Below are 24,127 nucleotides of genomic sequence, written 5' to 3' on the forward strand. Positions count from 1 at the left end.
ACTGGCATCTTACTTAACATTAATAGATTTCATATGATCAATAAACAGACAATAATAATCGGGGCAGTGGCTTTAATGTTTCCGGCCATATTGCTGGGGCAGCAACAGGCGGCAGTACCGCTCAACTACCTCGATAACGAGTTCACTACGTACGACCGTATTCAAAAGGCGATATGGTCTGCGCCCGAGCTGGGCTTTTTGGAAACGCAGAGTTCGGGCCTGCTGCAGGAGCACCTCCGGTCGGAAGGGTTTACTGTCGAGACCGGACAGGCCGGCATGCCTACCGCTTTTGTTGCCACGTATGGGAGTGGTGCACCTGTCATCGGGCTCCTGGCCGAGTTTGACGCCCTACCCGGCATTTCGCAAGATACCGTACCGTACCGCAAGCCCGTGGAGGCTGACGGAGACGGCCACGCTTGCGGCCATAATGTATTCGGCACAGCCTCCGTCGCCGGTGCTGTAGCCATCAAGAAGTGGCTCGCCGAAACCGGCCACCAGGGCACCGTCAAAGTATATGGCACACCGGCCGAAGAAGGCGGCGGCGGTAAGGTTTACCTCGTACGCGACGGGTTCTTCGAGGGTGTCGACATCGTGCTGGATTGGCATCCATCCACCAGGAATGCAGTGAATATGACCACCGGCACAGCCATCCAGATGGTAGACTATACCTTCAGGGGCAAAGCAGCGCACGCGGCTGCCAGCCCCGATAAAGGGCGGTCTGCGCTCGATGGTGTGGAGGCATTCAATTACATGGTCAATATGCTGCGCGAACATATCCCAACCGCATCACGGATCCATTACGTAATCACAAACGGCGGCGAAGCACCCAACATCGTCCCCGAAGTCGCAACGGTATCCTACTACATACGCCACCCGAACCGGGAAGTGCTGCAAGATCTCACCAAATGGTTGGGTGAAGCCGCAGCAGGCGCAGCCCAGGGCACGCAGACCACCGTAGAAACGGAGATTGTCGCCGGGTTTTACGAAAGGTTGCCTAATAGGGCCCTGGCCGAAGTGGTACAGAAAAACCTGGAGTCGGTCGGCGGTATCCATTACGATACCCGCGAGCGGGCATTCGCCGAAGAAATCGTCAAAGGCAACGGCCTGCCCATCACCGCCCTCGATGAAGTGGCTAGGGTACAACCCCTGGCCGATGAAAAACCCTCCCAGGGAGGCGGGTCGTCGGATGTAGGCGACGTCAGTTGGAATGTACCCACCGTCTCATTCGGAACAGCTACATTCGTTCCGGGAAGTCCGGGCCATAGCTGGCAGAATGTAGCCGCCGGCGGCACCACCATTGGCACCAAATCGCTCATCAACACCGCCAAAGTCTTTGCACTTACCGCCATCGACCTGTATACGAAGCCCACACTGGTTGAGGAAGTGAAAAAAGAATTTGACTCCCGGAGAGGTGCCGGTTTCAAATACGAGTCGTTGCTTGGCGACCGCACACCCGCATTGGATTACCGAAAATAAATGATTGGATATGAAAAGGAAAATATCAATAGGAACTCTTCTCCTGCTGTTCTTGGCTTCAGCCCAAGCACAGCAACTAACCGCGCTGCAGCTCGAAGGGACCGTAACCGGAAGCGACAATGGCACCATCTACCTCCAGCGTTTCGATAACAAGATCTTCCGTGTAGTAGACTCGGCAGCGATACGGAATGGCAACTTCGCTTTCAGCACAGCTGTGGAGCTGCCCGAACTCTATGGCCTTACCCTCGATACCAACAGGACACCGCTCTATGTCTTTTTGGAAGACGCACCCATTACCGTAGCCTTTGATACCGACGACTACCGGAATTCAGTCGTCACGGGGTCCAAATCCCACGATCGGTTCGTCGACTACAATGAGCGCCAGCGAAACGTCCAAATCGCAGACTTCATCAAAGAAGATCCCGCATCTATCACCACAGCCTACGTGCTGTACCGCAATTTCGCCTACCGGATGGGGCCCCAAGAGATCAGGGAACATACCGCCCTCCTGGCCCCCTCACTCCAAAACACGCAATACGTAACCGTTTTGCATGGCCTGGCTAATACATTGAAAACCGTTTTGCCGGGGAAAAAGGCGCCCGATTTCACGTCGACCGCCCCCGATGGCAGTACCGTCCGGTTTTCAGACCACCTGGGTAAGGGCTATGTATTGCTCGATTTCTGGGCAGCGTGGTGCGGGCCATGCCGCCGCGAAAACCCCAATGTCGTGGCCGCATACCAGCAGTATAAAGACAAAGGGTTTACCGTGTTCGGCGTATCGCTCGATAAGACCAAAGCCGCCTGGCTCAAAGCCATTGAAGCAGATGGGCTTACTTGGCCCCATGTGTCAGAACTTACTTTCTGGGACAGCAAAGCCGCTGCGATTTACGGTGTACGGGCCATCCCCAGCAACTTCCTCATCGGACCCGACGGAACCATCGTAGCACGGAACCTCCGTGGAGAAGAGCTGCACAACAAACTTAAGGAGCTCATCGGTGGGTAACCAGATACGTTAAGAAGAAATCAAACATATCCATAAAAAAAGATAAGCGCTCCCTGAAGCCAATTGCAGTCGGACACTCGGAAGCGCTTACTTCTAAAGCAACTGTTCAGAATTATGACAAATATAACGCTTTTTAATAGCGGCAGGTTTTCTAATCGGCTGCTAAACCGATATATCCCCGCATTTTTTATCTTTTTCCTATACGCCATCGCCTCCTATGGGCAACACACCATACGCGGCACGGTTGTAGACGATGCCGGAAATGCCATAGCCGGAGCCACCATTGCTATCCAATCGACAAACAAAAGCACGGTTACCGATACGGATGGCAACTTTGCCATCACTGCCGACGGGTCGCTGCCCGTTACCCTTACGGCAACATTCATCGGGTACAAGCCCCAGCAGCTCACCGTGGCAACTGCCAGCACCCCGCTCACCATCAGCTTAGCCGAAGACGTGAACGTACTGGATGAAACCGTGGTGGTAGGCTACACCACTGCCAAACGATCGAGCTATACGGGGTCGGTGGCGGTGGTGGGCGCCCGCGAACTGGAAAACCTGCAGATCACCACGGTAGGGAAAGCGCTGCAAGGGACAGTCCCCGGCATGCAGTCCGTTGCCCAAGCCGGCCAGCCCGGAAGTGATGCAGAGCTGTTCGTACGCGGGGTGGGTTCCGTAAATGCGTCCACGGCACCGCTCTATGTGATAGACGGCGTGCCCGGTGCAAGCATCAACCAATTGAACCCGAAAGACATCCAATCCATATCGGTATTGAAAGACGCCACGGCGAGTGCGCTCTATGGATCGAGGGGCGCCAACGGTGTCATCGTGGTAACCACCAAATCAGGCCGCTTGAACGCGAAGCCTACCGTCAATTTTTCCACCAACTTCGGGTACACCGGCCGGGCAGTGAAAGATTACGAATACCTTTCCACAACGGCATATTACGAACTGCAATGGGAGGCTATACGCAACACCCAACTGGACCAGGGCAAATCGGCCGCCGAAGCCGCACAATACGCCACGGATTACCTCGTGGATGGGGCACTGAAGGTCAACATTTTCGGGCCACAGTACCCGAATCCCGTCGGCACGGATGGCCAATTGGCTGCCGGGGCAACACCGCTGTGGAATGACGACTGGGGGAGTGCTATCTCACGCCCGGGCCTGCGGCAACAGTATGACCTGAGTGTAAGCGGCGGAAGCAGCAATACCAAATATTATTTTTCAGGTGGCTACCTGAATGAGCAGGGCTGGATCAGGACGTCCGAATTCGAGCGTTACAATTTCCGCACGAACGTACAGTCGAAAATAAACGATTGGTTCGATATCGGCGCAAACGTCTCGCTATCGTCCAGCCACCAGCGCGCACCCACGCAGAGCGACAGCAACCAAGGCAATGTTGCCAATTTCCAGCGGCTCATCTCGAATATTTACCCCGTGTACGAACGCAATCCGGACGGATCCTATAAACTCGATGAAAATGGCAACAAGAAGTGGGACTACGGCATCTGGCGTCCCACCACTGCGGCCAGTGGCTTCAATGTGCTGGGAAGTTCGGAACATGCCATCTTCGGCAACCGGACCGACGCCGTACTGCTCGGCACCAACCTAACGGTGACCTTCCTGGATGGCTTGTTTTTGCGCTCCACGGCAAGTATCGACTATAGGGCCGGCAACGCCCACACCTATTCCCACCCGTATTACAGCACGGGCGTGATCGCAGACGGTGCGGGCTCCGCCAGCAGAAGCTCCAGCCGTACACTCAACTACACCATAAATAGCTTCATCAACTACGCGCCTTACCTGGGTGGTTCACACAATGTCACTCTCCTGGCTGGCCCGGAAGTCTACGTAAACCGGATAGAATCGCTCTCGGGGAGCAGGTCTGGATTCCCTATTTTGGGAAAAACCGAACCCTCTGCCGGAACGGTGATCGACGGGTTCGACGGTACTTCGGCCGACTACCACCTATCAAGCTGGCTGGCGCAGGTAAACTACGACTACCTGGGCCGATACCATTTCTCGGCCAGTTTCCGCCGCGATGGCTCGTCCCGCTTCAGCCAACAGGCACGCTGGGGTAATTTCTGGTCGGTAGGGGCAGCCTGGAATGTTAAGCAGGAGAACTTCTTGAACGATGTGAGTGCCATAGACAATGCCAACCTGCGGTTCAGCTATGGTGCACAGGGCAATGACAATGTAGGCAACTACGCTTACGGCGGCTTCTATTCGATCTACAACAGCTTGGATATGCTCGGCTTACTGCCCTCGGACCTCCCCACGCCCAACCTGAAATGGGAAACCAACCTGAACCTCAACTTCGGGGTTGATATCTCATTGTTCAACAACCGCCTCATTGCCCAGCTCGACGTATTCGACCGGCAGTCGAAAGACCTGCTGTTCACCAAACCGCTCTCCCCTTCGACGGGTTACAGCGGCATCGATGCCAACATCGGCTCCTTGAGCAACCGCGGTATCGACGGGCAGATTACGGGTGTCCCCATCCGCAACAACGACTTCCGCTGGGACGTGACGCTCAATTTCGGGCACTATACAAACAAAATCACCAAGCTGCCGCAAGATGAGATACTGACCGGCTCGATCGGCCAATACGGCAACACCAAAAAAATGGTGGAAGGTGGGTCAATCTACGATTTCTACATCAAGGAATGGGCTGGCGTGAACCCTGAGAATGGCAAAGCCATGTGGTATAAGGACGTGGTAGATGCAAATGGAAATGTCACGGGAAGGACTACAACAGAAAACCAGACCGAAGCGACCCCTTACTTCCAAGGAAGTTCGCTCCCCGATCTCTACGGGGGCTTGAGCAACAGCTTTTCGTACAAGGGATTCGATCTCTCATTCCTTCTGTCATACAATATCGGCGGCAAAATTTTCGATGGCGACCAGCCAATGGTCATGCACCTGGGCTACGCACCGGGGCGCAACTGGTCTAACGAAGCACTCACCCGATGGACACCGGAAAATACCGATACGGATTTCCCACGGCTCTCCTACGTTTCTGACTCCTGGAACACCATCCCCTCCACCCGCTTCCTGTTCGACGCGACGTATGCACGGCTGAGGAATGTCAACCTCTCGTATACCTTGCCGCAAAACCTCGTTTCGCGGTGGGGGCTCGACGATATACGGATTGGATTGGTCGGTGAAAACCTATTGACCTTTTATGGGCATAAAGGGCTAGACCCCGAACAAACCGTGTCGGGCACAACCTATTACCGCTACCCGGCCCAAAAAGCGTATTCCTTGGTGCTCAATGTTTCTTTTTAACCTACTTATCTTTTCATATATGAAACGCAGATCTAATTATATAGCAATAGCGCTGATTCTATTCGCCTCATGCAGCGACAGCTTTTTCGACACCACCCCAGCAACACAGGTTACTACGCCCGAAGTTTTCTCTTCCGAGAGTAATATCGATGCTTTTGTCAATGGAGCTATCCGCTTCCTGATGGAAAACAGCACCTCGCAAGACAACCCCGGGCTCCCCACTATTTTCCTTACCCACGATGTGATGGGGGAAGATGCCTTCGCCCGCGATGGCCGATACGGTTACCGCGACTCCTACCCCTACCGGGACCCTTTTGACAATACGACCCGCCGTGCATTGTTTTTCTGGACGTTGCAATACACGTCAATAGACCATGCAAACAACATCATCGCCAACATTGCACTTGATGATAACAGCACGCCTACCCTGAGGTATCTCAAAGGACAGGGTTATGCATTGCGTGCCCTCAACTACCTGAACCTGGTGCGGCAGTACCAATTCACTTATGCAAAAGACGCGAATGCGAAAGCCATACCGATTTATACCGAGCCAACCACACCCGAAACGGAGCCCAAACCGCTGTCTACCGTCCAAGAGGTGTATAACCAAGTAATCAGCGACCTCACGGAAGCCGAGAAACTATTGCCGGGCTTTGAGCGGGTCGTAAAGAACCGGCTCGATATCCATGTAGTCTATGGCTTGTTTGCCCGTACCTACCTGACGCTCGAAAACTGGGACCTCGCCAAAACCTATGCTGCCAAAGCACGGGAGGGATATCCCATTATGACCGCCGTACAGTATACCGAAGGTTTCAACGATGTCAACAATCCCGAATGGATTTGGGGCCACCCCCAAACCGCCACCCAGAACCTCGGCGGCGCCTCCTATCTCGCATACATCGAGACAACACCCTATACAACCAACGCCGAAGGCACCAACCTGTATTACGGATATAATAGCATCATGCCCGACCCGTATTTCATTGCCTTGTTTGAGGATGGCGATATCCGTAAGTCGTTGTTCGAGATTGCCTCCCAACCCAACGAGGCGCTGTACCGCCACTACCGCTACCGCAAATTCCGCAACAAATACCCCAACCATGATGGGCATATCGTGCTGATGCGCGCATCCGAGCAACTGCTCATCGAGGCCGAAAGCGAAGCGCGGCTGGGCGATGTGGCTGCGGCCGTGGAGACGCTCAACGAATTGCGGCGCAACCGCAACCTTCCCGACCTGTCGCCAGCGGAATACAACCAGACCACCATCATCGATGAAATCCTGTTGGAGCGCCGGAAGGAACTCTGGGGCGAAGGATTCCGTTTATACGACATCCTACGGCTGCAGACCGCGCCCGTAAGACGGGAAACAACACAAACCTTTGTCGACGATGCGGGTAACACGGTATCGCTCAGGGGGCACTGGATCACCAAATTCCCCGATGGATCGGAACTGACACCCAACAGCAAATACTACCTGTTCCCGATACCGCTGAATGAAATCAATAACAACCCGAACCTGTGACAACCACAGAAACAGGCAATAAACATAAGCGATAAAAAAAGCGAAGGTCGTATCACCTTCGCTTTTTTTTTACTTATTATCACCCGAGAGGCCCACAGCCCATTAAAACACATCAAAGCCCTCACCTATCTCGCGGCATCATGGTCTAGTTGAGGCCACACTAGGCAAACAGCCACCAGGCAACGGCCAATGTGATCAAGATATTGAAAAACTGGGCGGCAAGGAACACGTAGAAAGGTTTGATGCTATTGTTGCCCAACAGGTCTTTGAAATTCGTTTCGAGGCCTATACTGGTAAAGGCCAGCGCGAACCATAGCCCTTGTATACTTTTCACCCCTCCTTTCACGGCGCTTACCGTGGCGGCATCAAGCACGAACGAGAACAAGAGAGATGCCCCGATGAATCCCAGCACGAACTTGGGGAAGCGCTCCCAGATCACACCCAGGCCGGGCTTTTCCACATACTGCCCATCAGGCGTGCCCCGGTAAGTCCAGTAGATGGAAATGGCCAATGCGGCAATACCCAGCAATACGTTCTGTGAAAATTTCACAATGGTACTGATCTCGAGCGCACGCTCGCCCACCAAGCTACCCGAGGCCACCACGGCACCTGTGGTATCGATACTCCCGCCCAGCCATGCACCGGTCACCTCCTCGGGGAAGCCCAGCGCATTGGCTATATAGGGCATGCCGATCATCATCGGTATAGCCGCTATCAGCACCATCGAAACAACGTATGACAGCTTCTTGGAATCACCTTTGATGGCGCCGGATGTGGCAATGGCTGCCGACACACCGCAGATAGAGACCGCACTCGAAATCATCATCGTCAGCTCATCATCCACCTTGAACTTGCGGCAGAGCCAAAATGCAAAATACCATACCGACAATACGACAATAAGCGATTGCACCAGCCCCAGCGACCCGGCTTTGAGGATATCGGAGAAGATTACCCGGGTACCCAACAGCACCAGCCCGATCTTCACCAGCAGCTCGGCATTCAACGAATCGCGGAACCACTGCGGCAGTTTGAATAAGTTGCCCACCAGCAGCCCGAGCAATAAGCTGAAAATAACCGTCTCCAGGCCGAGATCATTCAGAAAAGCATTGCCCGACAGGACCAGCGCCACGAGGGTAAGCATGAAAACGAACGGAAATCCCACAAGCTGGGATCTGACCGATTTACCGGTGATAAACGCTCCGATGATGACAATGGCGTAGGCAAACAGGAACTGGAAGAAAACACTCGTGCCATTGCTAGCGGTAAGGAGGGAGGCCAAAGCGGTACCGTCGTTCCACTTATACTGCGGGGTAGGTATAGATAGGCCCGCAACGGCCAATAAGATAATGAGAAAACCCAAAAAAACGACAGCCCAATCTTCGGATAGCGTTATACGTGATGATGACATAGTAAAAAGAAAATAGTTAGCTTAAAAAATATCTTTTAGCGCCTGCGTTGCTGCATAGTAACCACACATGCCGTGCACTCCTCCACCCGGCGGCGTCGACGCGGAGCAAATATAAACACCTTTGGCGGAAGTACGGTAAGGTGAAGGGCGAAAAACCGGGCGATTGAACAAATGGGCAATATTGACCACCCCACCGTTGATATCGCCACCGATGTAATTCGCATTATATCCCTCCATCTGGGCGGTATTGAATGTATGCGTAGCTAAAACAGTATCCCTGAACCCCGGAGCGAAGCGTTCCACCTGGTCGGTAATGGCCTCGGTCATGTCTCTCGTGGATCCATTGGGTACGTGGCAATAGGCCCAACCGGTATGTTGGCCTGCGGGTGCCCGCGATGCGTCGAATATACTTTGCTGTGCAAAAAGCACAAAAGGTTTCTCGGGGTGCCTCCCTTTCCATACCTGGCGCTCGCCATGGGCAATCGCTTCAAATGTGCCGCCCAGGTGCACGGTGCCGGCTTTCCTTGCCGCCTCCGCTCGGAAAGGAACGGGCTCACTCAGCGCCCAGTCCACTTTAAACACCCCCATACCATAACGGTGGTGCCCCAGTTGCCATCGGTAAAGTGACGACAGCCTATCCCCGCAGATCTCCATGAGCTGCTTGGGCGACGTGTCGAATAATATAGCCTTTGTTTCGGGGATATCGCTTAACCTTTTAACTTCCCTGTTGGTCTCAATGGTCCCGCCGAGTGACCTGAAGTAGGCCTTCATGGCATCGGCAATGGATTGCGACCCTCCTCTTGGGATGGGCCAACCGCCGCAATGGCCAGCTATGGTGAGTACAAAACCTATCGCCGACGAAGTGAGCGCATCCAGGGGAATCATGCTGTGTGCTACGATACCCGCCCAAAGTCCACGGGCCTCGCGGGTACGGAACCGATTAGCTATCTGTTTACCCGATTGCAGTGATTTTATGCCAAAAGCCGCTAATGCCAGCGGACTCTTCGGTATTTTCAGTATCGGCCCTAAAATGTGGCTATCGATTTTAGACCAGTTTCTCACCAGTGGCCCGAACAGCTGCTTATAGGCAGCACCATCTTCCCCCAATGTTGATGCCGTGCCGTCGAGGGATGCATCCAATGCCGCTGCCGTGCCGTCGTCGAACGGATGGGCCGCCAGCACGTCGGGATGGATGTACTCAAGTCCGAACTCGTGCAAGGGCAGCGATCGCAGGAACGGCGAAGCCATGCCCATGGGGTGCACAGCGGAGCACACGTCATGGTGGAAGCCCGGCAGTGTGAGTTCGGCCGTCCGCATTCCACCACCAATAGTCGGTTTGGCCTCCAGCAGCAGCACCTGTACGCCTGCTTGCTGCAGGGTGATGGCAGCAGCCAGTCCGTTCGGACCGGAGCCGATCACGATGGCGTCGTATGATTGTCGGTCGCTCACTGTCTTGCAATTATACTATTAAATTGTGAAGTGCTTCGTTCAATTCTGGAAATGGCAGTATTCATGGTGCCAGTGTTGCACCTCATCCGACACTTATACGATATTCATTTAATATTAATAGTGATTATATAGTGGGTTAATAGTGTCTTGATAGTGGGTTAACATAGGTAAAACCACTATCAATTATATATCAGCACACTACTAATAATTTATTAATACTATATTTGTATGGACTGAGCCTCGAATGAGGTACAAATAAAGCACGAATATCATGGCAATAGCACACGGGGGCATCAATGGCCCCTTCAGCGGAAAAGTAGGAACCGTCGTTGGGTATACGCTCAACGGGCAGCAAGTGATGCGGATGGTAGGCAGGCGCAAGCGGCCGTTTACGGCGCTGGAACTTCTAAACCAGGCAAAGATGAGGGCCGTTTCAAAGTTTCTGGCTCCCATCAAGCCATTTGTGAAATTTGGATACCAGCGTGAAGCTCCTCCGGGGAGCCGGGTAGGCGCATTTCAGCTGGCCCAATCGTATGTCTGGAAAAATGCAATTGTGGTGAATGATGGTGGAGAGGTTTTCGTCGATCCGGCGAAGGTGTTGATTTCGCGGGGCACACTGGCGCCCCCACTGAACGCCACCGTGGAACTCGAAGATACCCGGTTTACCATCCGTTGGGAACAATCGGACGGAGCCAGGGGTGATGACCGGCTTATGTTTTTATTATATGACGGCGGCACATTCCGCCATTTCCAGGAAATCGGTGCCGAACGGAAGGCGGGGATGGAGAGCAAGGAAATAAGCTGGCTACGTTTTGCTGAAAATCCGATACATGTATATGCGGCGTTCCGGGACACATTTTTCGATCGGATTTCCGACAGTGTGCATTGCGGTGTCTTAACACCTGCGTAAACCGGTTGTATTAAAACAGGGCCTGCTGTCTGTAGGGGCTCTCGTGCTCCAGCAGCCACTTTTTGCGCCATAGGCCGCCGGCATATCCGGTAAGCGACCCATCGCGACCGATTACCCGGTGACAGGGCACCATAATCCAAAGCGGGTTCTGTCCGTTGGCGGCGGCCACAGCGCGTATCGCTTTCACGTCGCCTAGGCGCCGGGATAATTCCAAGTAGGAGATGGTTTTCCCGTAAGGGATGTTCAGCAGTTCTTTCCAGACACGCTGCTGGAAATCCGTTCCCGACGGGTTCAGCTTCAGCTGGAACGTCTGCCGTGTTCCTGCAAAATACTCATTGAGTTGTTGGGCGGCTTCAGTCAATGCTTCTGGGATATCCCCGGACGGTTTAATGGCACCTTCTTCCATCACGGAGACAGCCATTATTCCCCCGCCGTCGCCCTTGATGGCGGCGATTCCGAGTGGTGTTTGTATGAAAACTTCCTCCATATTTCCCGCTGGCCGGGGTCACGTGGTTTTCGCTACATATCGAACAGGTGCTTCTCAGCATGGTAAGACGAGCGCACCAAGGGGCCGCTTTCCACGTATTTGAAGCCCATGCGCAACCCTATTTCCTGGTAGTACTTGAACTGTTCGGGCGTAATCCACTCCACAACGGGGTGGTGTGCCTTGGTAGGTTGCAGGTATTGCCCCAATGTGAGCACGTGTACGCCCACGTTATAGAGATCGGTCATTGCTTCGATCACATCAGCCTCCGTTTCGCCAAAGCCCAGCATGATGCCCGACTTGGTACGCAGACCCGCAGCTGAGATACGGCGCAGGCATTCGAGGCTACGGTCGTATTTCGCCTGGATCCGCACCTCGCGAGTGAGCCGCCGTACTGTTTCCAGGTTGTGCGATACCACTTCCGGGCGTACGGCCAATACGCGGTCGAGGTTTTCCCACTGCCCCTTGAAATCGGGGATCAGGGTTTCCAACGTTGTGCCGGGGCTTTCGCGCCGTATGGCGTTCACCGTCTCTGCCCATATCGTTGAGCCCCCGTCTTTGAGGTCATCGCGGTCTACGGAGGTGATTACACAGTGTTTCACCTCCATGAGTTTCACCGACTGGGCGACCCTGTTGGGTTCATCCCAGTCGACCGCCAGCGGCCGGCCGGTAGCCACGGCACAGAAAGAGCACGAGCGGGTGCAGATATTTCCCAATATCATGAATGTTGCCGTGCCGGCGCCCCAGCACTCCCCCATATTGGGGCAATTGCCGCTCTCGCAGATGGTATGGAGTTTATGCTCATCTACCAAACTGCGCACATGCCGGTATTCTTTGCCTACCGGCAGTTTCACGCGCAGCCAATCGGGCTTGCGCTGCAATTGGTTCGCTGGAATAACGGGAAGCTCGATCATAGGCACAAAGTTAAAGATTAATATCGGAATTACCGCCAGTGGGGCTGTCCATCTTATAATCTGACGTTAGTCAAACAGTTGGCCTATAGGTTGCACTAAACCAACAGGTTGTTTCCTCTAAATCACCTTCAAGTAGGTTAAAGACGATGGTTTCGGTAATCGAGACAGGCCTATGCAATACACCCATGCGCACGTAGTCAGTGCCTCCCCTTCCGGGAAGCTAGCACGTCAGCGATATGCATAACTTTGATATTGCATTTGTGTTTTCTGATATATGCATCCAGCTGCATTAGGCAAGAGGAATCCGTGGAGATAATATACTCCGCGCCTAATTTCATTGCATTCACTACTTTTTGTTCAGCCATGCTCGTGGAAATAGGCTCAAATTTAACAGCAAATGTTCCACCGAAGCCACAGCACACCTCACAATCGGCTGCCTCGACCAATTCGAGACCCAAGACTTTCTGCAACAATTTTCTAGGCGCGTCTTTTATGCCACACTCCCGTAAAGCTCCGCATGCATCGTGATAAGTAGCCTTTGCATGCAAAGCAGCACCAACATTCGTCACACCTAACACATCGACAAGAAATTCAGAAAACTCATAGACCTGCTTTTGGATGGGCAAGATTTCACCATCACCGGGCCCTTCTTCTTGAAAAAGCTGCCCGTAGTAATTCCTTACAAATCCGGTACATGATCCGCTTGGTGCGACAATCGGGTCTGCTGCGTTAAAGTCTCCAATAAACTTTTCCGCTACCGCACGGCAATCATTCCGAAAACCTGCATTGAATGCGGGTTGTCCGCAACAGGTTTGTTCAGGATTGTAGCACACTTCACATCCCAAACCTTCCAAGATGCTCACCATATTGAATGCGGTATCCGGAAAAAGTTGATCCACAAAACAAGGAACGAATAGCTGTATTTTCACGGTTGAATCGAGCGGTCTAAATGTACATAACCTCCATCAACATGGATAAGCTGCCCAGTGGTATGGCTAGAACGCTCCGACAACAGGAAAGCAACCATGTTACCCAGTTCTTCTGCCGTGGTCATCCGGTTTTCAAACGGAATGACAGCGAGAATTGATTTCAACTTTTCTTCGGGGTTAGGGAAAGTGTTAACCCAATAGTCGTACAATGGCGTCCAGCAATCGCCCACGATGAGCGCGTTCACACGGATGCCATATGGAAGCAATTCTACTGCCCACTCTCTCGTCAGTGCATTACGCCCCCCGTTGGACGCAGCATAGGCTGATGTGCCACCCTGCCCGGTCTCCGCGGTACGCGAACCGATATTTACAATCGGACCTTTAGATGCTTTCAGATAAGGGAGGGCGTGGTGTGCCATCAAGTAGTAGTGCACCAAGTTTTTATGCAGACTGTCCATGAATCGCTCATAACTTCCGCCTTCCAATCCCACGCCGTCATTCACTCCGGCATTATTGACCAAACCATCTATACGACCAAATTGACCAACCACCTGCTGAACGGCTGCGCCGCATTGTTCCGGCTGCGTCAGTTCGGCTACTACCTGCTCAGCTCGTCCACCAGCTTTGCCCACCTGGGTCACCACCCTCAGGTTGTCTTTTTCATTTCGCCCCACGATCACGGGTATCGCCCCTTCGTTGGCCAGGACGTGTACGATTCCTTCTCCAATCCCCTTACCCCCTCCGGTGACGATGATTACCTTATCTTTTAGTCCTAAATCCATTTTATTGTTATTATATCAATTCCACTATTTTAGTATAAACACATACACCTCGACCGGTCCATGAACACCCAGCACCAGAGTTTTCTCGATGTCGCCCGTTCGGCTGGGGCCCGAGACCAGGTACCACCCTGATGGATAATCGGGGTGGTAGCGCTGTTCCATCACCGCAATAGCCTCACCCAGATCATAAACAAGCTGCTTTTCATGAGCAATAACGATATGCTTGGGTATGTAAATCGGGAACGTCCTGCCGGCTTGTTGAGCGGTACTCATCACAATGGTACCGGTTCGTGCAACCAAGCATTCACAATCGGTAATCCCGACCTCCACCCGCCCCAGATTTTCATCATCAACAACAGTGCTAATCGATTCAAGCTGGGTTTGTTCTCCACACTTTTTTAGTATAGCCGACTTCGCCACCACATTCTTCCAGTTATTACATTTGATTAGTTCTGTTAACTTTTCAGCTAGTTGTTGAAAATCGTCACAACGTATTACGTTACCATCAATAGCTAAAAATTCACGTACGAATCCTTCAACCAACCCCCCTTCGCGATTTTTAAATAACAGGCTACTGTCCGTTGGTTTGGCCGTAGTGTGCTCCACCCCATCTTTCAACGCCAACCGGATATCGGTGAGTATTTTATCCCTAATTGTATCCATAAGGTTATTTCTGTTGCCTCCTGGCTTTCCATTGCTGACTAAAATTTTTCTTGGGGAACATAGGGAGTTCCCGATCTTTGCCCCAGATTTTTGACACGAATACTTTAAATACCCAATTTTTTACGTCACCACTTCCCGCATTCATAAGCTTCCGGTTTAACATCATCTTTTTCCACGTTAAAAACATTACTTTCTCCATCCCACTGTTATAACCGGCCGCAACGGATTGTTGTCGGTTGTAAAGCAACAAGTTGTGTAGCGGAATACGGACAGGGCACACTTCAGTACAGCTTCCACAAAGTGATGAAGCATAACTGAGGTGTTTATTATCTTTCAATCCATTCAGATGCGGCGTAATCACAGAACCGATCGGTCCGCTATATGTCGTATCATAGGTGTGCCCACCAATATTTTTATAGACCGGGCACACGTTGAGGCACGCCCCGCATCGGATACAATACAGGCTTTCACGTGCGGTAGGATCTGCCAAGATGTTGGTTCGCCCGTTATCCAGCAATATGATATACATCTCCTCGGGTCCATCTGCTTCATCGGCCTTACGGGGGCCGGTCAGGATAGCATTGTATACCGTGATATGCTGCCCCGATGCGTGGGTCGCAAGCAACGGCAGAAACAAGCTGAGCTGATGGACCGAAGGCAATATCTTTTCGATGCCAGTCAGGGCAATGTGCACTTTGGGGAACCCCGTTGTTAACCTGCCGTTACCTTCATTTTCAGTCAGCACCATCCCTCCGATATCAGCCAACAGAAAGTTAACACCGGTAATACCGACTTCGGCTTCCCTAAACTTCTTGCGAAGCACCTTTCTGGCCACCTGCGTGAGCTGATCTGGGCGGAGCTCCGGCTCGGTGCCCAGTTTGTCTACAAACAGCTGCGCCACCTCTTCTTTACTCTTATGCAAGGAAGGAGCCACGATATGATAGGGAGCTTCATCAGCCAACTGCTGGATATACTCGCCCAAGTCGGTCTCAACCACTTCCACGCCCCCATCCTTCAATGCCTGATTAAGACGGATCTCTTCCGAGACCATTGATTTGCTTTTCACCACCGTCTTTGCCCGATGCCTACTACAAATCGCTTTGACAGCCTCAACGGCCTGGTCTGCGGTCTGTGCCCAGATTACCTTACCCCCTCTGCTCGTAAATTTCCGCTCAAATTCGCAAAGATAGGTGTCCAGTTGCATGATGGCGTCGCGCTTGATGGCATTTGCCCAGTCGCGGGCCAATTCCAAATCCGAAAACTGCCCTTTTCCTTTTTCAAACGCATCGTCAGACTGCTTTAACGCGTGGTTCATTTTTTGGCGATGGGCCAAGTCCTTGCTCTTTTCGAGACTTTGCTTCAAAAAAATCTGCTCTCTATTTCCCACCGCTATCAATTTGTATGAAATACCTCTTCCATTGGTGTCCACACTTCCCCTTTCGCTAGTGCCTCGGGCAGCGGCAATTGACAAGGGTCGGTTTCCTGCCACCAACGCTGGGTTGTGGTATCTGCCGCAATCCGCTTCATATCCGCCTCGTAGTCATCGCCGATATACTCATAATAGCTGAACAAGTACAGTTTACCCTCGATTTCATGGAGGTAGATGGAGTAATTCCGGATATTGTATTGTCTTATTGCAGCCAACACACCTTCCCAGGTGTCCGCATGGAGTTTTTTGTAATACTCGGCTTTTTCCGGGCTCAATCCGGTAACCATGCCAACACGTTGGGGTTCCGTAACGGTTGACGGCTCGCCGGATTCATCCTTCGTGGTATCGGTATCCCGTGCCGTTTGGCACGAAAACAACAAAAGCCCTGCTAACAAGTACAGGCATATCAAATTGTTCCTCATATTCAATCTGTTCATGACTAGTTAAAAAAAACATACAAAATGGCCATGGTAATGAGCAGTAACGCTGATAACAGTTTGTAGTTACCGAGTCCCTTCCAAGCCGGACGGCGGAGCGGCTCCCACGGTGATTTCCAATACAGGGCGCCACTCACAGCATTATGCACGGCTGGATACCAAACGGACAGCATTACCTGCAGCAATACGCAGGCACAAAACAGGTAAAACGCCATCATCATAAACGGCACCTGTCCGATGAGGCCGCCTGGAAACAATTTGCCGGTTGCATATACCATTACCCCTAACAGCGAACCAATCCATAGCGTCCACTTCGCCGCTACGGCTGATGCCCTTTTCCAAAAAACACCCAATAAAAAAACACAGGTAATCGGCGGCGCTATGTGGGCAATGATATCATTCAATCCCACAAAAAGGCTTTCATACCGGTTCAACAAGGGTAACAGACCGATAGACAACACCAGGGCTACAGCTGCTGACCAACGGCCGTACCCTATCAAGCGGCTATCGGATACGTGCGGCCGGTGCCGTTTAATGAGATCGTAACTCACCAACGTAGCAATGGAGTTCAGTGCCCCCGATACCTGGCTCATCAGGCCAGACAGCAATGCCGCCACCACCACCCCAACCAACCCCGTGGGAAGCAGCTGGGTAATCATCAGGGTATAAATGCCCTTACTGTTTACATCGGCCTTACCGTCCGCGGCCGCAGACGTAATCGAAGAAAGATCGAGTTGGCCATTCTGGGCCAATGCATAGGCAAACAATCCGGGGAGCACAAAAATAAAAACCGGTAAAATCTTGATGAATCCACAGAAAAGTGCACCAATACGTGCATGGTTTTCATCCTTTGCCCCCAGCACACGCTGTACGATTGTCTGGTCGGCGCACCAGTACCAAATGCCCAATACAGGATATCCCAGGAAAATGGCATACCACGCCATGCCGCTGCTGTCTCCCTTAGGCCTGAGCATGGATAGCTTGTCCATGTCGCCCGTCGTCTGCAAGGTATCGACCAACGCACCCCACCCGCCCAATTTCATCCAAGCAGCTACCGTAATGACCAACGCACCTGCTACCAGCACAATGGTTTGCACAGATTCGGTCACCACCACTGCACGCAAGCCGCCAATGATCGTGTAAAGGGCCACCAATACCGATATGGCTGATACGCTGATGTACATATCGACACCGAAAAGTGCCTCAATGACGATACCTCCGGCCAATAGGGAGAATGCGATGTGCAACACTACCGCAGATACCAGCGAGATGACGGTCAGCCAATCGCGACATGCGCTGTTATAACGCTGTTCCATAAAAACCGGCAACGTAGGCACGCCTGATTTGATATAGAACGGCACGAAAAACAAGGCCAGCAGGATGAGCGTAAAAGCTGCCATCCATTCGAAATTACCATTGAGCAGCCCGGTATCAAAGCCCGATTGTGCTAAACTCACCAGGTGGATACAGGAAATATTGGTAGCAAACAACGCCAAGCCGATCATGGGCCAGCGGAGGGATTGCCCGGCAAGGAAGTAGCCTGCCGACAGGCTGCCTTTTGTTGCACCCTTTCGGTGTGCCACCCCGACCCAGAAACCGATGCCAACCATCACCAGGATGTAGCAAGCACTTATGAACGTATCGAGCCCCGAAATCATTCGTTATTTCTCTTCATTTACAAATTGTACAATACTATGAATCGCGACGGCAGGCACTGCTACCGTGACGATACCGCTTTCCCGGTCATAGCCATATTTTAATGGCCTATTTTCGGGCTGTAACAAAACCCTTCTTGGTTTGCGATTAATTTTTAAGCGAACCGATAAGGGAGCTGACGGCGCAATGTGATCATAAGCCATTACCTGATCATTAACATGCGGTCCGTCCGCATTAATCAAATTGACCAAGATGTCACTATCCTTGTAGGTAAGCGTCGTATGGATTTTATCTGAACCGATAACCTGAAGTTTCGGATTAGGAAAAATGTTTTGAATCAGTGTATTGATCAGCCTATTATAGACCGGATGACGAGACCCTTTGTAAGGTGCTGTCAGGTCAAAATAAACAGCCGCAATTTTTCCTGCTCCAAGGGGGGTAATACTCGCTGCAACGTAGGGGGTAGCGAAGCGGTAATCACGTTGGTGGTAGATATGCCCCACCGTTTGGGTAGTGGGTTGGGCAATTGCACGTTGCCATCGGGTACGTATGCCTGTGACACCGCCCAATACCGCACTTCCTATATTAAACTGTTCTTCTTTATCAGGCCCTTCGAATGTGACGCCAAGCCAAGGCTCAAACTCACGAGTAGCTTTCGCGCCTATTACAAGCAAGCTTGCCCCGTTAGCCACATGATCCAAGAGCCTCTTTTTTAGCACGTCGTCAAAATTATCCCATTCAGGAATAACGATTAGTGGGTACGCTTCAAGATTGTCCTGCAGGTGGTGGTCCATTGTGATATCCACAACGTGTTGCCCATCTAGGAGCAAGCTGGTTAGTGACTCCAAGTGGGAAGGCCAACCATACACCCCCATGTTGTGTTTTTTCCAACCCGCTACGGAATACCATAGCGCAACCTGTGGTATGGTCCGGGCGTTTTCGGTAAAGGGCTGCCTGGCCCTACAAAAAGCTGCCAAATCAGCCATTGCATCCACATCGATGGTCGTTTGAAAGGAGGCGTCCCGGTTTTGCTGGAAGTACACCTGGAACCCTCCTCCCATCGCAAGCACTTCGGCCGCTTCTTGTTTCAGCTGTACAGCGGATTTCGGGCTATGTATGCCTCCAGAAAAATCCATAGGCACAAAGCCCCATGCCATAAGGTCCCAAGGCTTGCCTTGCAAAGCCAAACAACGGGATTGAAAGGCTGCGCTGTAAATGCTGTTCCGTCCGGAAACGTCTCCTGAAAGGAAATCGACATCGGTATCGACAGGCTCGGGCATCATCGACGAATAAGCCCAGTTACTGGCTACCTGGAATGTCGGCATAAATCGATGGAGTTCATCGACGTAGCCGCGTAAATAATCCCGGAAGATTCGTCTGTTATAGTCCTGCCAGCTAGAAAAACCCGGTTCACCCGCTGAACGGGGCACTTCGGCCATGCCGGAAGACTCCAGAAACCCGGCGACAACATTGGGCGAATAATCAAGACCGGTAGACCAACAATCGCCATCTATCCAAATGCCGTCGATTTCATAACGGTTGATTATTTCTTTAATTTGCGGGACCATCAGTTCTTGCGGATAGCCTCCCAATACGGAGGCTTTGGTTAAATCAACTGACCCATCTGCATTGATACGGCCCCATTCAGGGTTAGTTCCAATTGCTTTGTCATCCCATATCGAAGAGTAATGTACATATAGCGGTAAGTTGAAACGGGCGGTAACATCACGCCACTGCCGAATCGGGTCACCGAAAAATGACCCCGAAGAATAACCTACCTCCGTAGGATAGCTCGAATAGCCGGGGTGCCCTTTACTGTCTATTTGGATAAAGTCGGGCTTCGTCCGCATGAGGAAGTCTTCCAACGTTGACGCTTCAAAGTATTTCCCGATTTCCTTATCATTAGCTGAAGCGTGAAAATCAAAATGAAATCCGAAAAACCGGTCTACCCGCCGCGGCATTTCTTGCGAATACGTGGGAAACACATATAGCATACAAATGGCTAACGGTATCAATATATTTTCCTTTAAAATCATTTTTATTGCACTGAAAAAAACAAAGATTAAAGCCCCTAGCTTGTTATTTTAATTACGATAGGCAAGTGAGTTTCCGGATGGTCAGGCACTTCTATCCTGATTCCGTTGTCGACCCTCGTGTAGGCTAGCCCCCGTTTCTTACGATCTGACAACGCATGGACATGTTTTATCGTGTACCCGATGTCAGGCAACCAAACATTGCCGTCTATTGGGCGGGTAAAGACATGCAGGTAAAGTATCGACCCTTTCTTTGTCACCCGCCCCCAATCGAACGATTGTGGAAATGGACTGGCCGCTGCGCCATAAATACTCTCGCTATTGATGCTCATCCATTTCCCTATCGTATCAAGCCGGGCAATACTGGCAGCCGGAAAGCGGCCAAGCGGATCTGGCCCAACATTCAGTAGGTAATTGCCGCCTTTGCTCGCTGCGTCAACCAACTGTTGGATAAGGACCTTTGCAGTCTTCCAATTGTTATCTTGCTTTACATAAAACCATGTGTCGTTCATGGTCATACAAGTTTCCCAATAAGCATCAGGAACTCCAGTAGCGGGTATCGTCTGTTCGGGCGTAAAATAATCCCCGTCTACTTCGCTCTTACCGATACGGTTGTTGATGATGATATGCGGTTGAAGATTACGGATAAAAGCTTCCAGATCATTTGCCATGTCCATTGTCCAATCATCAATCCATTGGCCATCAAACCACAGCAGGTCAATCTTTCCGTAGCGCGTTAACAAATCCTTAATTTGCGATTTCACCCGAGGGATAAATTTTTCCGGATTAACGATCCATCCATCCGGAAATGTCCTTGCCACATGATTACCCATCGCATCCGGATCATGCCAATCCAATTGCGAATAATAAAACCCGATTTTCATGCCGTGTTTCCGACAAGCCTCGACAAACATGGCCACGGGGTCACCTCCAAATTGGGTTTCCCGAATGTCATATCCCGCCAGCCCCGGCCACATTAGAAAACCGTTATGGTGTTTAGTGGTCAATACCACGTATTTCATACCCGCCTCTTTTGCCATCTTCACCCAAGCCTCCGGATCGTAGGCTGTTGGGTTAAAATTTACGATGACATCATCTTCCCAATCCGTTCGTGGAATATTCAGTATTGACTCATGCGCAGGATAAAGTGGTATCTGGTGCCTTTCGCCTAATTGCGGCACATGGCCATTCCAGTACACACCCTTCCATTGCAGGGAAGGAACTGCATCGGGGCCCCAATGTATGAACATGCCGAACCGGGCATCGGCCCACCACTTCATCCGGGCCCGTTTGGGGTCATCAACATGTACCAGATTGTCGCCAGGAGCATATCCCAAGTCGCTTACCGGTTCGGCCCCCTGGCTCCGTGTGGCTAACGAAACCAAACTGATCATATAAACAATTACGGCACCGATTTCTCTCATAACTTTTTCCTGAATTTTTGGGTATCCTAATACACGGCAATTTTTTTGATTACGGGTGGCAGGGTTCCATTCCCCACCAGATGGATCCGCAGGCGGTCCGTCGTGAGCGAGTCGTGCCTTTCAAGCCTCCGCCGGCCGATGCTTTGGCCTTCGCTGATTGTTTTCCACTCCTGATTGACCAATGCGTCAATCGAGTACCTAGCTACCCGTTGACCCTGCTTGATATCTTCCACCAGTTCAATGACCCGGACATCATTTTTAGGAATTGTTAGTTCGATATAATTGTCGCCTTCCATTTGCGGAAAATCTTTGATGACCAGTGGGGTGCCGAATGTGTGCTCCAGGTGTTTGCCGAATTTCTTGAGGAACTCAACTTCCGCGGGAGGAACAAGGCCACTCGTATCCGGAGACATGTTTATCAGCAGATTAGCTCCCCTTCCAATCGATTGAAAGTACACCTCTTCCATAAACGGGATATCCCGCAATGTATGGTCGGAGTCGGGTGTCCAAAACCACGTACTTCTGGGGTGTATATTGGCCTCGGCAGGTATCCAGCCCGTATTCTGGGGACCAACCCAATTCTGCAGTTGCTCCCCATCCCTTATAACGTTCCAAAGGGGATAAGAAGCCCATCCCTGTTCGCTACCAGACCACCGCACATCGGGCTGGGTTCCACCAAAAACCACTGCCTGTGGTTGTAAATTACGAATTAGCGCCCTTATGGCATCACCATAGGCAGTTCCCAATGGCAACCCCGTTTCCGGGTGGCTAACATCCCATCCAAACGGATCGTGTGCTCCGTCAAACCACACATAATCAATTGCACCGTAGTTGGTGAGTAGTTCCCGTACCTGCTCAAAAAAAACCGGAAAATAAGTATCGATATCGCCTACCAATTTTCGTTCGCCCATCGGGTCGGGTGTACTTGTGCAACCTAAGTATTTATCACCCGACGAAATATATAGCCCCGGTTTCACTCCATATTTCCGGCAGGCAGCAACGAATTCGGCGACTACATCGCCTTGGCCATCCCGCCACGGTACATTTTTAACGGAGTAGTCCGTTGTTATGGTTGGCCACAGGCAAAAGCCGTTGTGGTGTTTTGCCGTCAGCACAACATGCTTAGCACCAAATGATACTGCGGTTTTCACCCACTGCTCTGCATCGAGTTGGGTCGGATTAAAAATTTCTACTTCCGGTACGCTCATCATATCGGAATAAATGTATGTAGCCGGGCCGAAATGGATGAAAGCACCGAGCTGGCGTTCTTGCAACTCCAGCTGTTGCGGTGTGGGATAATCCGAGTCGGCAGCTGCTTTGCTATCACCCGAACGTTGCTGTCCGGTGGGCGCGATCAATACCGGCGCCCAGTCTCCGCGATGTTCTGGCGGGGTGGTATCAGACACCAATTTAGATTCAACGCCTTCAAAGAAATACTCAAATAAAGCCCGAGGAGTACCCTCATAAATGGCCCATTGCAAATCTCCCGCAGTTGTTTGGTCACTTCCCGTAAAATACAGGATGGTTTGCCCTTTGAAATAGCACAGCTCAACGTCCGACGCGTTATTCTCCCGAACATTCGGATCGAGTAAGGGTATATTTTGATGGGATTTATCAAATGTCACAAAAGGCCTGTCCTCCGGTGCGTCCTGCCAATTCACAAGATCCTGCGAACGGGTTATCCTCGTCTCAAATCCGCCTTCTACAATTTGCAAATACAGTGTATAGTACCAACCATCCTCAAAATACAATGCGGGTCCGCCCACATATTTATCCCTTCCGTAGATACCATCAGGGACCACGTCCCATTCCACCATATCGGAAGAAGTGAGGTACTTAAATGTAAATGGAGGCCATTGGGCATCGTTCGTTTCGTAGAGCATGACAAATTGGTCGTTCGCCCTGCAGACAGCCGTGTTATAGATGAATTCGCCCGGATCTGCCTCTAGCACGGTTATGGGCTCTGTCCAGTTTTTCAAGTCGGAAGAGCTGGTCATGGTTATCGAGGTCATTTGGCGCCAAGGTTTGCCTCGTCCATAGTTGCCTGCAAAAATATAGACGCGGTTGTTCCACACCAACACCGTACCGAATCCGTGGTTGGTTAAGGGAACGGAAACCAGCTCTCCAGAAGCAACATCCCTGATTCTGACTTCATCTTCATGGAAATTATCGCCGGGCTTTCCATCGGGAAGATCCCAAAACCGTTGATTGTTTTCCAGCAAGTATAACCTATCATCAAAGACAAATGGTGAAACTTCCACCAACGGTGAGCCCAAGCGTCCCTGTTTCACAATCGGATTTGTCCAATCGCCTTGGG

At 51.5% G+C, this 24,127-nt stretch carries 18 protein-coding genes; 5 read left to right on the forward strand and 13 right to left on the reverse strand.

Annotation, left to right across the window (positions count from 1 at the left end; genetic code table 11):
- Positions 1–75: 75 nt before the first annotated feature.
- The 4 genes from NGM62_RS00605 (at position 76) to NGM62_RS00620 (ending at position 7,292) form a co-directional block, all read left to right on the forward strand.
- Complete coding sequence (locus NGM62_RS00605; protein WP_262245325.1) at positions 76–1,476, forward strand: amidohydrolase; 1,401 nt, start codon at positions 76–78, stop codon at positions 1,474–1,476.
- A 10-nt stretch (positions 1,477–1,486) separates the two neighbouring features.
- Positions 1,487–2,479: a TlpA disulfide reductase family protein gene (locus tag NGM62_RS00610; RefSeq protein WP_262245125.1), complete on the forward strand. Its 993-nt coding sequence runs from the start codon at positions 1,487–1,489 to the stop codon at positions 2,477–2,479.
- Between the two features lie 114 nt (positions 2,480–2,593).
- Positions 2,594–5,770: a SusC/RagA family TonB-linked outer membrane protein gene (locus NGM62_RS00615; protein WP_262245127.1), complete on the forward strand. Its 3,177-nt coding sequence runs from the start codon at positions 2,594–2,596 to the stop codon at positions 5,768–5,770.
- A 19-nt stretch (positions 5,771–5,789) separates the two neighbouring features.
- The gene (locus tag NGM62_RS00620; protein ID WP_262245129.1) at positions 5,790–7,292 is read left to right on the forward strand and encodes a RagB/SusD family nutrient uptake outer membrane protein; all 1,503 of its coding nucleotides are present in this window, start codon (positions 5,790–5,792) and stop codon (positions 7,290–7,292) included.
- Positions 7,293–7,452: 160 nt separating this feature from the next.
- Here NGM62_RS00620 and NGM62_RS00625 read toward each other — a convergent pair whose 3' ends face one another.
- Both NGM62_RS00625 and NGM62_RS00630 read right to left on the reverse strand, forming a co-directional pair.
- Positions 7,453–8,700 (reverse strand): YeiH family protein, encoded by a 1,248-nt coding sequence (locus tag NGM62_RS00625; protein ID WP_262245133.1) that lies wholly within the window; start codon positions 8,698–8,700, stop codon positions 7,453–7,455.
- A 21-nt stretch (positions 8,701–8,721) separates the two neighbouring features.
- Positions 8,722–10,149 (reverse strand): phytoene desaturase family protein, encoded by a 1,428-nt coding sequence (locus NGM62_RS00630; protein ID WP_262245134.1) that lies wholly within the window; start codon positions 10,147–10,149, stop codon positions 8,722–8,724.
- Positions 10,150–10,420: 271 nt separating this feature from the next.
- Here NGM62_RS00630 and NGM62_RS00635 point away from each other — a divergent pair, with 271 nt between their 5' ends.
- A complete protein-coding gene (locus NGM62_RS00635; RefSeq protein ID WP_262245136.1) occupies positions 10,421–11,059 on the forward strand; it encodes a DUF6266 family protein in 639 nt (212 codons plus the stop codon).
- 10 nt (positions 11,060–11,069) lie between these two features.
- Here the strand turns inward: NGM62_RS00635 and NGM62_RS00640 are convergent, their stop codons facing one another.
- The 11 genes from NGM62_RS00640 to NGM62_RS00690 form a co-directional block, all read right to left on the reverse strand.
- Complete coding sequence (locus NGM62_RS00640) at positions 11,070–11,546, reverse strand: methylated-DNA--[protein]-cysteine S-methyltransferase (protein ID WP_315975840.1); 477 nt, start codon at positions 11,544–11,546, stop codon at positions 11,070–11,072.
- A gap of 32 nt (positions 11,547–11,578) precedes the next feature.
- Complete coding sequence (gene lipA / locus NGM62_RS00645; protein WP_262245137.1) at positions 11,579–12,457, reverse strand: lipoyl synthase; 879 nt, start codon at positions 12,455–12,457, stop codon at positions 11,579–11,581.
- A gap of 197 nt (positions 12,458–12,654) precedes the next feature.
- Entirely contained in the window at positions 12,655–13,386 is a 732-nt protein-coding gene (locus NGM62_RS00650; protein WP_262245138.1) for a (Fe-S)-binding protein, read from the reverse strand.
- A complete protein-coding gene (locus NGM62_RS00655) occupies positions 13,383–14,168 on the reverse strand; it encodes an SDR family oxidoreductase (RefSeq protein ID WP_262245139.1) in 786 nt (261 codons plus the stop codon). The genes NGM62_RS00650 and NGM62_RS00655 overlap by 4 nt, the downstream gene beginning before the upstream one ends.
- Before the next feature lie 24 nt (positions 14,169–14,192).
- Positions 14,193–14,831, reverse strand: coding sequence for a LutC/YkgG family protein (locus tag NGM62_RS00660; protein WP_262245141.1), 639 nt, complete (start codon positions 14,829–14,831; stop codon positions 14,193–14,195).
- A 4-nt stretch (positions 14,832–14,835) separates the two neighbouring features.
- Entirely contained in the window at positions 14,836–16,194 is a 1,359-nt protein-coding gene (locus NGM62_RS00665) for a LutB/LldF family L-lactate oxidation iron-sulfur protein (RefSeq protein WP_262245143.1), read from the reverse strand.
- Positions 16,195–16,223: 29 nt separating this feature from the next.
- Positions 16,224–16,697, reverse strand: a complete 474-nt coding sequence (locus tag NGM62_RS00670; RefSeq protein ID WP_262245144.1) for an L-rhamnose mutarotase — start codon at positions 16,695–16,697, stop codon at positions 16,224–16,226.
- A gap of 2 nt (positions 16,698–16,699) precedes the next feature.
- Positions 16,700–18,355 carry a sodium:solute symporter gene (locus NGM62_RS00675; protein WP_262245146.1) on the reverse strand — a complete coding sequence of 552 codons (1,656 nt, stop codon included), beginning with the start codon at positions 18,353–18,355 and terminating at the stop codon, positions 16,700–16,702.
- 3 nt (positions 18,356–18,358) lie between these two features.
- Positions 18,359–20,389 (reverse strand): hypothetical protein, encoded by a 2,031-nt coding sequence (locus NGM62_RS00680; protein WP_262245148.1) that lies wholly within the window; start codon positions 20,387–20,389, stop codon positions 18,359–18,361.
- A 35-nt stretch (positions 20,390–20,424) separates the two neighbouring features.
- Positions 20,425–21,810, reverse strand: a complete 1,386-nt coding sequence (locus NGM62_RS00685; protein WP_262245149.1) for an alpha-L-fucosidase — start codon at positions 21,808–21,810, stop codon at positions 20,425–20,427.
- Positions 21,811–21,836: 26 nt separating this feature from the next.
- A complete protein-coding gene (locus NGM62_RS00690) occupies positions 21,837–24,101 on the reverse strand; it encodes an alpha-L-fucosidase (protein ID WP_262245151.1) in 2,265 nt (754 codons plus the stop codon).
- Positions 24,102–24,127: the final 26 nt, after the last annotated feature.

Origin of the sequence: Parapedobacter soli, from assembly GCF_025460835.1 — a bacterium.
GTDB lineage: Bacteria > Bacteroidota > Bacteroidia > Sphingobacteriales > Sphingobacteriaceae > Parapedobacter > Parapedobacter soli.